We start from the raw sequence: 16,295 nt of genomic DNA, 5'->3' as shown, positions 1-16,295 counted from the left end.
AGATAAGATGTACGCAAACTTTATAGAGTAAAGGTGACTTGCATCGTGATATTTAATTCATTTGAGTTTATTTTTCTATTCTTACCTATCGTATGGGTGCTTTATTACATACTAGGAAGACTTCATATCCCATTTGCAAAAGCATGGTTACTCGCAGCTTCGGTATTTTTCTATGGCTTTTGGAATCCAGCTTATTTACCGCTCATTATCACTTCGTTGCTTGTGAACTTTACAATAGGGGCGTTTTTGGGCAAGGATAAGGGTGGCAAATTTCGTAAGGTAGTCGCGACAATCGGAATTCTTTTCAATGTATTATTACTCGGATACTTTAAGTACTTTGACTTTTTCCTTGAAAATGTCAACTTCTTTTTCGATACGAATGTTCCATTGAAAAATATATTATTGCCTTTGGCGATCAGTTTTTACACGTTTCAACAAATTGCTTATATAGTCGATTCATATAGATTGGAAACGAAAAAATACAGTTTTCTGAACTACAGCATATTCGTCATGCTCTTCCCGCAGCTTATTGCGGGTCCTATCGTCTATCATGGTCAAATGATGCCACAATTCAGCGATAAAAAGACGTACTCAATCCAATTTGAAAACATCGCGAAAGGTCTTATTATTTTTGCGATTGGTCTATTTAAAAAAGTGGCGATTGCTGATGTATTTGCTAAGTATGCGAATAGCGGCTATGGCTCAGTTGATTCACTGACGTTTATCGACAGTTGGATTACATCATTAGCCTATACGCTACAGCTCTATTTTGACTTTAGCGGATACTCTGATATGGCGATTGGACTGGCATTATTATTCAACATTAAAATGCCAATCAATTTCAACTCACCTTATAAAGCGCTAGATATCCAAGACTTCTGGCGCAGATGGCATATTACATTGTCGAAGTTTTTAACGACGTATTTATACATTCCGCTTGGTGGGAACCGGAAAGGGAAATATCGGACGTATATTAATATTTTCATAATTTTTTTCGTCAGTGGAATTTGGCATGGCGCTGGTTGGACGTTCATCGTTTGGGGAACGTTGCACGGTGTCGCAAGCATCATCTGCCGTTGGTGGAAACTGGCCGGCTTTAAGATGAATAAAGTACTGGCATGGATGACAACATTCCTTTTTGTTCACCTGGCTTGGGTGTTTTTCCGAGCAGCTACATTTACGGATGCGATAACGGTGCTGAAGGCAATGTTCGGGTTGAATGGTGTTCAACTTACAGGGCTTTATACCATATTTAATGAAAAACTGTGGATCATCGGGCTCTATTTGATATTTGGTTTACTTCTATCGTGGTTTGCAAAAAACTCGGTTGAAATTATGGATAGCCAAAAACGAAACGTGTTATTGGCTCTGTTTATTTCGATACTGTTATTTTATAGTACGATGCAGCTGCAACAAGTGAGCGAGTTCTTATATTTCAATTTCTAAGGGGATCATCTTATGTCGGATAAAAAGTTTACAGGTACGATTGTCATTTTATTCGCTGTGTTCATAGCGAGTGTTGTGAGCTTCAATTTCTGGATAGACCCTCTCTGGCACTACAGTCATGCACATGCGTACAACGACGTTCAAAAAGTCATTAATGAGCGGGAGCAGAAAATAGCACAGTTACAATTCGAAGAAAAGGATTTCGATACACTTTTAATTGGGAGTAGCAGGTCCACTTATATTCATCCTACTGCATTCGGTAAATGGAATGTCTTCAATGCTTCAGTTGCGAACCTTTCTATGCGTGAGTACCATAGTTATATTTTATATGCAAAATCGCAAAATAAGGATATTGAACGAATCATACTTGGAGTCGATTTTTTCAAGTCAAGTGAAGAAGAAGCAGGAGCAGCGCGGTCTGTGAACAATTACGAAGTAAAAGTGAATCAACCTTTTTATCGTGCAAAAAACCTATTATCTCTACAAGTCTTGGACTACTCCATCAGTAATTTTAAGCTTTCAAGAGGAAATCTAATTACTGAAGATAGGCTTTACAATAGGCAAGGGGAAGCATTCGCAAAAAAACTGTCTGAAAATGAAATCGAAAAAATGACGGGTGAAAAAATCAAGAGATTTGAAGATACTTTTTACGGAGAACACTACACGTATTATCCGAAATATGCGGAAATCATGGCTAAAGTGAAAAATACGATGCCTGATGGTGAGATGATTGTGTTTACGACGCCCATCTCCACGGAACTGTTCAAAGCACTCGTAGATACTGATTTGTATGATGACTACGAAGTATGGATCCGTGATTTAGTAGAAGTCTATGGAGGCGTTTGGAACTTTATGTATCCGAATACTGTCACGAATGATCTCAATAACTACTATGACGGGCATCACTTCTATCCTGAAATCGGGGACTTGATTGCTAATCGTATTGAGAACGGGGCGGTAATCCCAGCTATAGAAGATTTCGGCGTTTACGTGACGACTGAAAACATTGAAAAGCATTTGAAGGAAGTCCGTTCATTGGTAGCGGAATTTGAATAACAGGTTGAAATGAAAATAGTTGACTATCTAATATCTAGGATTACGCATAGAAAGGGGAATCGGGTACATGTCGTTTAAAACAACGGTTTTTCGTGGATTTGTTTCATCAGCGATTGTAATGATGGTGCTTATTTCCTCAACTGTTCCTGCATTTGCGGCAACATCATCCTTTAAGGACGTCTCGAGCAGCTATGCTGAATCAGTGGATTTTCTCGTTGCGAACAATTATTCAAAAGGTGTTACTGCGACGCAATTTGGCACGGACCAACAAATAACGCGTGGGAGTGCGGCCGTTATTTTGGCGAATGCACTTGGTTTGACGGATTCTGGGGCTGAGAATACAAGTTTCTCCGATGTACCCAAACGAGCGACAGCTGCTATTCATTCATTGAAACAAGCAGGTATTATAAATGGTAAAAGTGCAAGTTATTTCGGATTCGAAGACAATTTAAAACGTGGAGAAGTCGCGTTGATGCTCACCCAAGCAGCGGCTTATAATTTGCAGGGAAATGTGAAGAATATTCATTTTAAGGATGTAAATTTTCGTTATCGGGAAGCTGTTGCTGGCATGGTTGACCACAATATTACAAATGGAAAAACTACTGAGCGTTTCGGTACAGATGATCAGTTGAAACGTGGTGAGTTCGCAGTTTTCATGTATAGAGCTGAGATGATTAAACTGACTGATTCACTCCCGAATTCTTACAGCGATTTGTCTCAGAAGCTGAAGAATAAAGAAGTTTCTTCTATTAAGCTGATTGGTGATAGTATCACGGCGGGGATGGGGGGGCAAGAGCATTTCATTCCGAAAGACGGCCGGATTATTTTCAGTGATGATAAAGGCCAAGTATACCGCGAAGCGACTCATGCGACAGACGTTTGGGCAAATCGATTAAGAGCGTATATGAAAAATCCGGAATTCGGTACGATTGATGTGATGAATGCAGGAATTAGTGGGAAATCTGCAGCATGGACATTGAAAAACAGTGATCAATTAATGAGGCAGAAAGAAGATGTCATTGTTGTTATGATTGGTACGAACGACCGGATTGACAGTAGTTTACAGGAGTATGAAGCGAATATCCGAGAATTGCTCAAAATTGTCGACGTGCGTTCAGAATATATGATTGTCATGTCACCGCCACCTTCGACGAACGGGACGCATGCTTATCGTTTTTCAGCACAAAGTATCGACAATGTGCTGAAAAGGATCAGTAAAGAAAAAGGGTATACGTTCATCTCTCAATTTGACGCCATCAATGAGTATCTTGCCAATAACCCCAAAGTTGCGTATGAAGATTTGATGGAAACAGGAAGTCCCCATCCGACCAAAGCAGGCTACAAAGTCATGTGGCAAGAGATGATGGAGAAGTTGGAATTGAAGTGAATAAAGTAAGATGCAAGTACCCCTCGCCGTTATTGGTGAAGGGTATTTTGGTATCCAATAAATGAAAAAAACAAGTTTAGAACGGATACCTTCTCTCCGATCTAAACTTGTACTCACTATTTCTCAAATAATCTACTTCGTCCGAACTGGTCGCCAAACAGCAGGTCATATTGGATAAGCTGGTAGTCCTCTTTAGCCCTCTCCGCCTTATCCGGCGTAACCAATAGCAAGTTATCATCTGCGTCAATCTTGAGCTCCCGTGTATACCCAGGCATGACTTCTTTGAAGTTTTCCAACAGTGAATAATACAAGGGCTTATCAATTCCAGCCATATCGAAAACAGCGGGACCCAGGAATGTTGGACTGATTGTGCCCAGTTCGGGCGTTACAGCCCCATAATTATTCCAAAGAACGAGAGGTGTAGTCCTGGTTTTTCGGTAATCCTCCAATTCCCATTTGTCTTCTCCGGCTGTCCAAGGGACAAAATCAGCTAGTTTGTATAATCGGTAATCTTGGCCAATGGCTGGTAAATGGTCGCCGAAAAAAACGATGATTGTGGGTTCGTCGGAATCTTTGTAGTAATCCATTAGTTCTTTTAACGCTGCATCGGCATCTGCAATCCCTTGCGTATATGATCGGAGCATGTCGTTATAGATTTGATCTACTTCCGTCTGCATCTGTGCATTAACAGTGAACTTGTCATATTTATCCACGCTATAGCCGGTATGGTTTTGCATCGTTATTGCATAAATGAATGCCGGATCCTCAGCCATTTCGGTTTGCTCGATAATTGTCTTCGTTACTTGTTCATCTGAAACGAACGGTCCTTTGTAAATCGGGTTTTTGAAGCCATCAATGTCAATGAATTGATCAAAACCAAAATGCTTGTAAACTTCTTCCCTGTTCCAGAACCATTTAGGGTAAGGGTGGATTGCGGTCGTTTGATAGCCTAAGCCCGATAAGTAGGAAGGCATGGCAGGGAGTGAATCTTTAATGTATTGTTGGTACGGAACCGAACCGATTGGAAGAAATACGTTTGAAAAACCAGTCAGCGCTTCGAATTCAACGTTGCTCGTTCCACCTCCAAATGTCGGTGTCAGAATCGAACCGGATTGAGTTTTCCTTACCGTTGGCATAGGATCCGCATCGAATGTAACATTATCCATCAATGTCGGATCCCAGAAAGACTCGCTCATGATGAAGATGATATTAGGTTTCGTGTTTGGAGGATTCGTTTGTCCCGATTCTGATTTCTGCAGGTTATCCACAATTTTGTTTATATTCTCTTCGTTATAGCCTTTTGGTGGCAATACGATTGCACTTTGCATATTTAATAAAAAGGTTACAAAAAAACCGTTCGTTTTATAGTTTCGATTTTGGTCGAAGGTAAGATTGGTAACCCCGGCAAGCTTGAGTGACGATTCAACTTGCGGGACTGAACGGTAAAAGATGAAGGTACTTATGTACACAACACTCATTCCGACAAACAGTAAACGTATCCACCAATTTAAACGAATGACCCGTACCGGTTTTTTTACTAGGATATAGGTGAATATCGCGGAGATAAGAACGACTACGCCTATAATAACAACAACGACTTTTGTTATATTAGCTTGTTGATAGATGTTGGGCAACAAATTTAAAACGTTATTATAAAGAAGCAAATCCCATGGATATAAAAATTCACTTAAAAAACTAAACTTAAAATAACTCATCATTGCAAGAAAGAGTACAATTCCATTTGTAAGGATAAAGCTGATTACATAGCGATTGAACAACCCTAAAAACAGAATGAACAAAAAATAGATGATCATTAAGTTAAAAAAGAAAGCTTCGGTTTTTTCATTGCGCCAAACGAGTGTTTCCTCATAACTTCCACTCAATAAGGTTTCGATACCGATTAGTAGAAAGTAGAAATAGACGATTGTCAGGAGTAATGTTACAAGAGCTCTATAGTTTACACGTAATTTCAACTAATCACCTCAATCGTAAAAGTAGTATCATCAATAATTCAGTTTAACACGAATGAGTTTACAATACCCCTGAAATGAGCAACCAACACTTGGCCTTCTTGTATAAGCGGAGACATCGTTCTTTTAGGTAAAAAAAAGGACCATGACTGGACTCAATTGTCAGCCATGATCGTTTTTTTATTTTGCTTTAAATTCTGTTACATTATCTTTTACCATCGGGGTCCCTTTAGAACTTTGGGTAAAATGCGTAACAACCAGTCGGTAGTTACTGCCTGATGTATAACCACCCTGTGGAGCAGATATATCGACTTTGCGTGAATCCGCATTTGCTGAAACTGTAACAGGTTGACGAACACCGTAACGATTTTCTACATAGATATACTTATTTGTGAAAAAATCTTTTTTCATAGCTTGTGAAAATGTGACTGTGAACTTTTTATTTGTTGCTACTTCCCGTGCAGACGGGGAGGGAACAAAAGCTTGCTCTACGTAAGATTTATCTGAATAGAGTACTTGAAGTTTATCGAACAACAAGAACCCTTTGTCTTTTTTTGCTGATGATTGTTCGGCAATATAAATTTTGTTCAACGTGAGTGGTGCAGCGGCGGTACGAGGAATAACCGCTTCGACGTATTTCCAACCTGTCCAGTTCAAACCATTTTCTTTCGTGAAGTCTACCACTATTTCTTTTCCGTTAGTATCCTTCAGGGAACCGCGGAGCCAATGGTTGTTGCCGTCACCGTATACCCAAACACCGAGTTTTTTCGGCTGTGAGGCTAGTTTTAAGCCGTTTGTCCATGTCATGTAAGCCGCTGAAGTTCCTTCTTTATATCCTGTAAAATCATAATTTAGCCGTACGGAAGCGTTTTGGTCATGAGCTTGGATCTTATTCTCAAGCGCAAGTGATGCTGTAGCGCGCGCTGTCGTTGCCTCTAGTCCGCTGACTGATTCGAACGAGCCCAAAGTGAGGGGTTTGTCCGAAACGGTTACAGGTACGGTTTTGCTGACAGTGCCGAATGTTGCGGTCATCAAGCCTGTCGCTTCGTTAGAATTTGCTATGAATAAGTTACCTTCGATTGTACCCACATTTGAGGGGACAGAAAATGTAACTGCATCCGGATTAAGGGACACTTTGTTGCCTTTTAGAACGCCCTGGACGTTTACAGTCATTTTTTCACCCGCACCTATGCGAATGTCGGAAGGGGTGATAAGTAAATCATCGATTGAATCTGTTACAGTAACGGGTATTGTTACGGATGCATCCCCGTAAGAAGCAACGACTGCTCCCGAACCGGCTTTCATACCTAGAAATTGATTGTTTTCAATTTTTCCGATGCCGTTTGTTACGGACACCAGTTTCAATTTTTTCTGATCGATGGGGAGAACGTTGTAATATTGGTCTAAAACGGAATTTACTGCAAAGTCAGCGGAAGCACCGACCATGACCGGACTTTGTTGTGCTTGACTCGCTTTTACAAAGTGCGGGTCACTATAAGGTGCTGTACTCACTGCCTCAAGTATGGCGTTCACTGAACGCTCGCTGCCGCTAGATGGACGGTTTGCAAGAGTAGGATAGACATCGCCGTTTTTCCGTGTCACCATTGTTGTCGATCCGCCACCGTCTAAATTGATGGCGTTATAAGCACCTACCTTAACGAGGTGGTTCGCAAATTCTTGTAGTGTCATGCCAGTACTGACTCCTTTAAGACCTGAGTCTGCTGTGACAAAAAATGCTCGTTTGCCGGTAGCATCTGTAGCTACAGCTGTGCGTGCAGTACGCTCTTTTGCGCGTCCGCTGTTTGGATCAATTGTCATAGCGACTTTACCATTTTGTACGAGAAGCGGGCCGGAAGCCAACATGAATTTCGAATCTTTCCAACTGGAATCGACGTCGTATGCAACGGAAACGCTATCGCCAAGTTTCATATTACGAATTTTATCGACTTCTTTTCCATGTGCGGAGAGCACGAAACCACGGCCGTTTTTCGGGATAGTAGCACTTGTCGCTTGTCCATTCGGACGAATCCCAATGACTTTACCGGTAACTTTTTCACCTAGTGCAATATTTTGTTCGACAGAAGTTGCGGTTTCAACAACAACTTCTAATCCTGTACCGTTCGTTCTTGTCCGTTCATATGGCCAACTTGATGTAAACAGGATGCTTTCATCTAGACTTCGTTCCCTGTTTAGAGAAGTTAACCGAGCTGTTTTTCCTGCATGTTCAACTTGGACTGACAGATCATACGTACCAATTCTCGCCGTGTTGTCGGAAGTCATTCCGAATGCAGCCGGCGTATGCATGAAGTCGTTATAATTTGTGGATACAGCCCCAAGATGTTGTATAATGCCATCTTTCATCAACAAATAGCTTGGAAACTTACTTGTAAAATGGAAGAACGAAGCATTGATGGCTCCAACGACATGGTTCTGGTTTTGAGTATGTAGTTTTGCTAGATTTGTAACAGTGGCAAGCTTGTTAATAGGATTTGAGACACCAACGTCAATCGTAGTGTAGGGCTGATTAAGATTGATAGATAGCTGGTTGACAGTCTGTTTGTTGCCACCGATGGTTACAGATTCCTTTGTATGGTAGACGCCGTGTGAAACATTAGCCGCAGAAACGTCTAGTACACTGACTTGAAAAAGAAACATAAAAATAACAATAAGCGGAAAAAACTTTTTCTTGAACATTTAAAAACTCCTTTGGATTTCAATGACTCTAGTATACAAAAATATACTAGAATCTACCATAGGCAAATTGGGCATACCGGTGGGTGGCAATTCTATTGGTAGGGAATAACAAAAAAAGAACCAATGAGACAGAAGTGTCTCATTGGTTCTTTCTCGGCTTCAACCGGGTAAACTATATTAAATAAAACAGGATTGTTCCTACTTATCCATTTTAACATATTTTTTCAAGAATACAATAACAATATCCTACATCTAAAGCATTTTAAGAGACATCTACAACCTCGGGTGGCTCAATTTTTGATAGACCGTCAGCTTTGTATATGAATATCGCAAATTCACCGCGCTTAATATGATCGGAGCCGCCAAATTTTGTGCTCGACTTACCTTGAGTGATCTCATTTTCCACCAGTGCCGCAACAGACGATATGAATCTTGGGCTTACATCTGTAAATGGAATACGATCTTGAATTGCCTTCAGTTCATATGCAGAAGCAATCACCTTGGCCATTTCAGACCGTGTCATCGTATCGTCGGAGCCGTATTTACCAGGGGACTTCCCGCTAATGATATCTTTTGAAGCGAGTGCATTGACAGCCCATAATCGGTTAGTAGGAACATCCGTAAAACCAGCGGATGGGGATTTTGAATTTTCATTGAACCCCATAGCGCGCGCAACCATGACTGCTGCGTCAATTCTTTTTATGGATTCTTGTGTACCAAACTGGGTAGGTGATATTCCTTGGGCATAGTTATTTGCTACGATGTAGTCGACTTCAGTTTTGTAACGGTCACCAACGTCACTAAAGGCAGCGGACGTTGTCGGCCCTTGAATGACGAAAGATAATAAGAGAATTGAGAGTAGTAGAGATATAGTTTTTTTCAAAATGAAAGCCTCCTTCTAATTTCTCAGTCTACACGTTTACTAATGTAGTAGCAAAAGGATTTTTGCCTATGTACAAAGGCGTAATAAAGCTGAAAAGCGTAAATATGTTATAATGGAGGAATACACAGCTTTAATTGGAGGTCACTATGAAAAAAGTTAAAAAAGTTATCATACCTGCGGCAGGATTAGGGACACGGTTTTTGCCGGCTACGAAAGCGATGCCAAAAGAAATGTTGCCAATCGTTGATAAGCCAACAATTCAATACATTGTAGATGAAGCAATTGCGGCAGGTATCGAGGATATTATTATTGTTACAGGAAAAGGAAAGCGTTCAATCGAAGACCATTTCGACCATGCATTTGAGTTGGAAGAGAATTTGATTCAAAAAGAGAAATATGAACTTCTTGAAAAAGTGAATGCATCTTCTAATGTAGATATCCATTATATTCGTCAAAAAGAACCACTTGGGTTAGGCCATGCCATTTGGTGTGCGCGAAACTTTATCGGTGACGAACCGTTCGGTGTCCTGCTTGGCGATGATATCATTAGTAGTGAAGTACCCGCGCTTAAGCAATTGATGGACCAGTATGAGGAAACCGGCACGAGTATTATTGGTGTTCAAGAAGTGCCACTGGATCAGATTCATCGTTATGGCGTAATCGATCCTGTGTCAACGGATTCGAATTTGATGAAAGTGAAAAACTTCGTCGAGAAACCGACTCAAGAGGAAGCGCCATCCAATTTTGCGATTGTCGGTCGCTATGTCCTCACGCCTGAAATTTTTTCGTTTCTTGGCGAGAAAAACATTGGAAAGGGTGGAGAAATTCAACTGACAGATGCCATTGAAAAGTTGAATACCATTCAAGATGTATACGGTTATCAGTTTGAGGGTAGACGTTACGATGTTGGGGAAAAGCTAGGTTTTATAGAAACGACGTTGGAGTTTGCGCTCGAACGTGAAGATTTACGTGATGATCTTCTCGCTATTATGGAGAAACTTGTTGCCGCTAACAAAAAAACGCCTTCGGAATTTTAAATTCCGAAGGCGTTTTTTAAATAACCAAAAACACGGTTCCAGTCAAAATGAAGGCCACACCAGTGATTTTTCGTGCGGATATAGGTTCTTTTAAAAGCCATGCCGACAAACACATCGTCCATATATACGTAATGGACGTAAGTGGAAAGACGACCGTGTAGGGCAAGAAACGGAGTGCAATGATATTAAGAATCGCGCCAGTTCCGTAACTTACCAAACCGATAAATAGCCATTTTATCAAAGCGGGTCGATTTTCTTTGAAATCTTGTGCAGAAGCCTTTTTCAAGAAATAGCCGCCCAGTGCACCGCACCAGGTCATTGTAATGAGCAATGTCACAAATAACATACTAATTGCGATCACCCCCGATTAGCAGAACACCGATCAAAATAGACGTTGTCCCAATCAAGATATTTCGCGTAATCTCTTCTCCTAGAAAAAAAGAACCCAAAATAATCGCGAATACATAGCCCACGGTTAACAGGGGATGCAAGACAGATAATCGGCCAAACCGAAAAGCGATTGTCATGAACACCGCGCCACAACCATAAAGGAAGAAACCAAGCCATAAATGCCAGTCGAACAGTCCATCGGCCATTTTCCAGAAGAGTTGACCGAGTGCGGTGCTGAGTGCAGCGGTCAACATAAGACCAATACCGATGGATGAAGTTTTCTTTAGAGGCTCTGTCATTTCGCTTTTCCTATCTCATCGAATTTGATAAAGCTAAAGAACAGCAGTGCATACATGACAAAGGAGTTCGATAGTAAGTACCTGAAATCCTGTGCGGGGATTCCGACAAAGACGGCACCCGTATTGAGTGCAACAGGCAATAGGATCAGCCATGAACGCCAATTATTTCGCAAATAACTGATATACGTGAAAAGAAGAGCAAGTAACGTATAAAATGCGGGGCGCCAAATAATATCTTTGGCCTTGTCAGTCGTCTTCATATAGTTCAAAGCTGTTTTGGTTACTTGCGGATTCAGTACACTGTTTACTAATCCATATTCATTATTCAAATAGATATTTGTGACATACCGACTCGTATAGCCGTCAGCGGGTTCATTGATTTGCCACACAAGGGAAGTCTGTTTGAACAATCCTTTTGCTGCGAGATAGGGGTTCTGAGTGACTAATCCACCCCACATTTTTGCATACAATTTGGGATCATCATAAATGACGAATCGATCGTAATCGCCCCATGAGAATTTGATGGGATCTACGCTATAGGGATTGAATTTTTCAGTCCAAAGCGGGATTGGGAACAATCGATTGATATATTCCGTCTGTTCTTCCGTCATATCCCCTTCTTCCGTAACAATTGTTGCAATTTGCTGTGTAGGAATACTAAGCATTTCTTGCGGATCTGAAGGGTGAACTTTCAGTGCTGTATAGATTGGGCCTGTCACGATTTGATGTGTCAAAATGAGCATGACGGTGATTGGGAGAACTCTTTTCCAATGCGTTCTATACATAATTAGGACGAATACCATCGTAACGACGAAAACAGGGAAGCCGTTATGCCGGAAAAAAACAACACCTAGACTTGCTAGGACAAATAAAATGACGAAAGGCCAACTGCTTAGTACTTTACCCGCCGTTTTCACAATTAGGAAGATGAGAATAGTGAAAAGGAACAACACCACACTAAACGAAACGTCTTTCCAAATGGTAATTGAAGTGATGGCATGGATTGGGCTAAGTGCAAAAATGATTAGACCTAACCAGATAAAGGCCTTCGGAATACGCGCGCGTTCTAAGACATAGCCTAAAAGTCCAGTTGTGAAACTGAACATGAAAATCTGGAACAATGCAATAACGGCGGGCGTATCTCGGATCTTCAATAATAGACCGATGAGCCACGTGTGCACAACCGGATGCCAATCCGTATATTGCTTCGATTTCGCCTGTCCCCATTGGGCAAGCGAATCTGGTGTCATCGTACCCGGATAGAAGGCTATAAGGAAGAAGAGGGACACAGCTAAAAATGGCAATGCATAGAGTGCGATTTTCCATATGGGTACCGATTTCTCTTCTTTGTCGAGATTGATGGACAGGAAGAAGCGTATGATCGCCATTGTCCCGATTAGAATGGAAGAAAAGACACCAAACCAAACTCCGAGAATGAGGATTATGTGATTATCCATTAAAAAGGCTTGTTCGCCTCGAATGCTCACTGTAAGCAGCAACGGATACAAAATACCGAAGATCCATAAACTCACTTTTTTTGCTCGGGTCATCTCTTTTGCAATTCCAATGAATCCAATTGCATAGCGTACTAAAAATCCCAAGGGAATCGCTAACAGTAAAATGATATATACGGGTACATTTCGTATTGGTGTGAAAAAGAACAAAACCGAAAAACTGAGAAATAGACTAATTCCCAGTAATCCGGCGATGCGTAAACTTATTGATTTCATTGGTTCAACGACCTCCTGAAGTGCGTTCTGTTATCCTGTTCAACTCCAGTTCATATCGTTTCCGGTGTGTGCCCGCGACAGTATCTAGAATGAGTGCGCAAGAGAAAGACAGCATCGCAAGAAGGACAAAACCGACTGCTAAAATTGCGGATGGAACCTTTGTGATGAAGTTCGTTTGGAAGAACTCAATGATGACCGGTGTACCGGCACCAAGACCAAGTAGTAGGAAAAGGATAGACCATGACGTAAAGAACAGCATTGGTTTGTAGTCTTTGAATAGCGTGAAAATCATGCGAAGCACCTTGATACCGTCCGTAATTGTATTCAATTTCGACTCGCTGCCTTCCGGACGGTCCCGGTAATCGATGGCGACTTCTTTGATAAGAAATTTATTATCAAGTGCGTGGATAGACATTTCCGTCTCAATTTCAAACCCTGGGCTTGTGATAGGCATCGATTTGACGAACAATCGGTCGAATGCACGATAACCAGTCATAATGTCTGTTAAATTACTTTTGTAAAGTTTGTTGATAAGTCCTTTGACGAGGTTATTTCCAATGCCATGAAATTTCCGTTTGTTTTCGTTGAAGTAAGTTCCGTTCGATAGACGATCGCCGATGACAAGATTTGCTTGCCCCGTGCGAACAGGCTCCATGATTGTATGGACAAACTCTGCTGGATACGTGTCATCTCCGTCCACCATTACATATATATCCGCTTCAATTTCACGGAACATCGAGCGTACAACGTTCCCTTTTCCTTGGCGGGGCTCGAAACGAACGATTGCACCATGTGCGCGTGCAACTTCTGATGTCCGGTCGGAAGAGTTGTTATCATACACATAAATTGTTGCGTCAGGTAATTCCCTTTTGAAGTCATCAATGACTGTACCAATCGTTTGTTCTTCGTTATAACACGGTACTAAAATAGCGATTTTCATTTGAATACTCCTCTTTGCAACTGTAAAGATTGGGTGTTTGATAAGTAACGAAGGTGTGGCTTGTCCTCGAACGAGTCGAGGTGGATAACCAACCAACTATTAAACACAACTTACTATACAAGTATTTTTTCATACAACATTGATATTACCATGTTACTAGGTATTGGTACAATTAGAACAGACTAAACCGTCATGAATACGGGAGGATAAATATTGCCCTCTATTAACGAACAGCGTATAATACACTGCATGTTTGCTATACTGAATGGTCATTTAAAATAACTGAATTTCTGGGAGGAAACAGCTCTGCTACGTACGTCGAAGAAGAACACTACCCTGTCTCTAGATACCACATTGCTCGACAACTTTGCAAAGAAGGACGAACTTGATGTGTACCGCGAAGAAGTAAGGCAAATCCATAGTCGGATGCACAATGAAATAGGGCGAGGTTCGGAATTCCTCGGTTGGCTCGACTTTCCACTTCGAAATCATGAGACACTTCTTACTACTATCGAAGAAACGGCAATGGAAATCCGGGAAAATGCCACGGTTCTTGTGGTCATCGGTGTTGGAGGCTCCTTCCTAGGCGCCAAAGCTGTCAAAGATGCACTAGACCCATATTTCAATATGGATAATGGAACGGAAGTCGTTTTTGCTGGGCAAAACATGAGCGGGGCATATTTGAACGGACTCATGCGCTATCTAGATAAAAATGATGTATATATAAATGTCATTTCCAAATCGGGGACGACAACTGAACCGGCGATTGCTTTTCGTATCTTGCGTAATTACATGGAAGAGCGTTACGCAGACGAGGCATCGCGCCGAATTATTGTTACGACAGACAAGAAGCAAGGGACATTAAAAGAACTCGCCGTTGAGAAAGGGTACCGTACATTCATTATCGAAGATGATATAGGGGGCAGATATTCTGTTTTGACCCCCGTCGGCTTGCTACCACTTGCTGCATCGGGCCACGATGTTCGGGCATTATTGGAAGGTGCGCGTTACGCGGCACTTGAATTGCAGGATGAAGATGTTGAAACGAATAATGCCTATCGTTATGCGGCAATCCGTCAGTTGCTTCATTCGAAGGGATATGATATTGAACTGCTTGCCTCGTTCGAACCTTCGTTGAAGTATTTCCATGAATGGTGGAAGCAACTTTTTGGAGAGAGTGAAGGGAAAGGAAGGCAAGGGATCTTTCCATCAGCCGTATCCTATTCAACAGATTTACACGCGATCGGCCAATATATACAAGACGGCAGACGGTTCCTGTTTGAGACATTGCTCCATTTCCATGATGTAGGAAATGATCAAGCGATTCCCTTTGAAGGGGATGACCGGGATGAATTGAACTATCTAGCGGCCAAATCATTGAATGAAATTAATGCACTGTCGAAAGAAGGTACCGCACTTGCACACGCGGAAGGCGGTGTGCCTGTTATCAAGATTGAATTAGCGAAGCTTGATGAATTCAATCTTGGATATCTGATTTACTTCTTTATGAAAGCCTGTGCAATGAGTGCCTATTTGTCAGGCGTTAATCCGTTCGATCAACCCGGAGTCGAAGCATACAAAAATAAAATGTTTGAGTTACTTGAAAAACCTGGCTATTTATAAGGTTTCGATGGATACATTGTACGATTACTTCTCCCGAGAAACACTGCGGGAGTTTTTTATCGTCTTAGACTCCAGCAGGGAGGGATTAAAAAGTACCCTATAAGATAGACACTTTAAAAAAGTCTCTCTTATGGGGTACTTTTATTTATAATGAAAATAACAACGACTATATGTTGACATAAAGAATCCTACCAACAACGCTTGGCGCTTGGGGATGCCTCCCGCAATAAGCCAGACATAAGACCACTGTCAGTCTTATTGCTTCGGCTACCCCAGTAAGGCGCCTTCGCTGGAGATTACAAGGAAAACACAAGTCCAACATATATAGACAGAGCGGAGCAGAACAGAACAGAACTGAACTTATGTCAAAGATATTATTTACTAATCAAGAACAAAGAATACTGAAGAAACATCCTTATGAAAAACGAGAGATAAATAGTTATATGACTTATTACAATCATTATCAAGGTCAGTGGAATTTAAAGAAGTTGACGCCTGCACAATACAGACATCACCTTCTTCAAGTTTCCTAAATATGTTGAATGTATGATTCTTACTCACTTCAGCTGATTGAAGTGGAGAGCGGCGACTCCAGCGGGAACAGCGCGAGCCGAAGACCCCGCAGGAACGCAGTGACGAGGAGGCTGAGGCCGTGCCCGCGGAAAGCGTCCGCTCGGAACGGAAATCAGCGGTTGGTTAAATTCTTCGGTTCAACTTATATAAGGTTTTTAAAAAATGTCCTTTACAAAGGGTACACTTTAGATTGAACAAGCGCTTTCGCTTTTGTTCTTCAAGCGCCTAGTTGGGTATACTAAACGTAGTGTAGGAAATGGGAGGAAT

General features: G+C 41.5%; 12 protein-coding genes and 1 pseudogene. 6 read left to right on the top strand and 7 right to left on the bottom strand.

What is annotated here, in order from left to right; translation table 11 throughout:
- Positions 1-45 precede the first annotated feature (45 nt).
- The 3 genes from AC1TO6_RS07930 (at position 46) to AC1TO6_RS07920 (ending at position 3,889) form a co-directional block, all read left to right on the top strand.
- On the top strand, positions 46-1,446 hold the full coding sequence (locus AC1TO6_RS07930; protein ID WP_482101067.1) for an MBOAT family O-acyltransferase: 1,401 nt from the start codon (positions 46-48) through the stop codon (positions 1,444-1,446).
- A 12-nt stretch (positions 1,447-1,458) separates the two neighbouring features.
- Positions 1,459-2,502, top strand: a complete 1,044-nt coding sequence (locus tag AC1TO6_RS07925; protein WP_482101066.1) for a hypothetical protein — start codon at positions 1,459-1,461, stop codon at positions 2,500-2,502.
- 67 nt (positions 2,503-2,569) lie between these two features.
- Entirely contained in the window at positions 2,570-3,889 is a 1,320-nt protein-coding gene (locus tag AC1TO6_RS07920; RefSeq protein ID WP_482101065.1) for an S-layer homology domain-containing protein, read from the top strand.
- Between the two features lie 116 nt (positions 3,890-4,005).
- Here AC1TO6_RS07920 and AC1TO6_RS07915 read toward each other — a convergent pair whose 3' ends face one another.
- The 3 genes from AC1TO6_RS07915 to AC1TO6_RS07905 all read right to left on the bottom strand — a co-directional run bounded on the left by AC1TO6_RS07915 (position 4,006) and on the right by AC1TO6_RS07905 (position 9,436).
- Positions 4,006-5,862 carry an LTA synthase family protein gene (locus AC1TO6_RS07915; protein WP_482101064.1) on the bottom strand — a complete coding sequence of 619 codons (1,857 nt, stop codon included), beginning with the start codon at positions 5,860-5,862 and terminating at the stop codon, positions 4,006-4,008.
- 177 nt (positions 5,863-6,039) lie between these two features.
- Positions 6,040-8,553 carry a phosphodiester glycosidase family protein gene (locus AC1TO6_RS07910; protein WP_482101063.1) on the bottom strand — a complete coding sequence of 838 codons (2,514 nt, stop codon included), beginning with the start codon at positions 8,551-8,553 and terminating at the stop codon, positions 6,040-6,042.
- Between the two features lie 262 nt (positions 8,554-8,815).
- On the bottom strand, positions 8,816-9,436 hold the full coding sequence (locus tag AC1TO6_RS07905) for an S-layer homology domain-containing protein (RefSeq protein WP_482101062.1): 621 nt from the start codon (positions 9,434-9,436) through the stop codon (positions 8,816-8,818).
- Between the two features lie 146 nt (positions 9,437-9,582).
- Here AC1TO6_RS07905 and galU point away from each other — a divergent pair, with 146 nt between their 5' ends.
- The gene (gene galU / locus AC1TO6_RS07900; RefSeq protein ID WP_482101061.1) at positions 9,583-10,473 is read left to right on the top strand and encodes a UTP--glucose-1-phosphate uridylyltransferase GalU; all 891 of its coding nucleotides are present in this window, start codon (positions 9,583-9,585) and stop codon (positions 10,471-10,473) included.
- Between the two features lie 16 nt (positions 10,474-10,489).
- Here the strand turns inward: galU and AC1TO6_RS07895 are convergent, their stop codons facing one another.
- From AC1TO6_RS07895 to AC1TO6_RS07880, 4 genes are read right to left on the bottom strand one after another with little or no spacing between them, the layout of a single operon-like run.
- Complete coding sequence (locus AC1TO6_RS07895; protein ID WP_482101060.1) at positions 10,490-10,819, bottom strand: EamA family transporter; 330 nt, start codon at positions 10,817-10,819, stop codon at positions 10,490-10,492.
- Position 10,820: 1 nt separating this feature from the next.
- Entirely contained in the window at positions 10,821-11,162 is a 342-nt protein-coding gene (locus AC1TO6_RS07890; RefSeq protein WP_482101059.1) for an EamA/RhaT family transporter, read from the bottom strand.
- Positions 11,159-12,892: a DUF6020 family protein gene (locus AC1TO6_RS07885; RefSeq protein ID WP_482101058.1), complete on the bottom strand. Its 1,734-nt coding sequence runs from the start codon at positions 12,890-12,892 to the stop codon at positions 11,159-11,161. The genes AC1TO6_RS07890 and AC1TO6_RS07885 overlap by 4 nt, the downstream gene beginning before the upstream one ends.
- Positions 12,893-12,896: 4 nt before the next feature.
- Positions 12,897-13,832, bottom strand: a complete 936-nt coding sequence (locus AC1TO6_RS07880) for a glycosyltransferase family 2 protein (RefSeq protein WP_482101057.1) — start codon at positions 13,830-13,832, stop codon at positions 12,897-12,899.
- Between the two features lie 306 nt (positions 13,833-14,138).
- On the opposite strand from AC1TO6_RS07880, the gene AC1TO6_RS07875 reads away from it, so the two are divergent.
- Both AC1TO6_RS07875 and AC1TO6_RS07870 read left to right on the top strand, forming a co-directional pair.
- A complete protein-coding gene (locus AC1TO6_RS07875; protein ID WP_482101396.1) occupies positions 14,139-15,455 on the top strand; it encodes a glucose-6-phosphate isomerase in 1,317 nt (438 codons plus the stop codon).
- Between the two features lie 425 nt (positions 15,456-15,880).
- Positions 15,881-15,988, top strand: a pseudogene (locus tag AC1TO6_RS07870) (IS3 family transposase); the annotation flags it as partial.
- Positions 15,989-16,295 lie beyond the last annotated feature (307 nt).

It is taken from the genome of Sporosarcina sp. Y352 (assembly GCF_056786535.1).
This window is presented reverse-complemented; position numbering and strand designations above follow the sequence as displayed.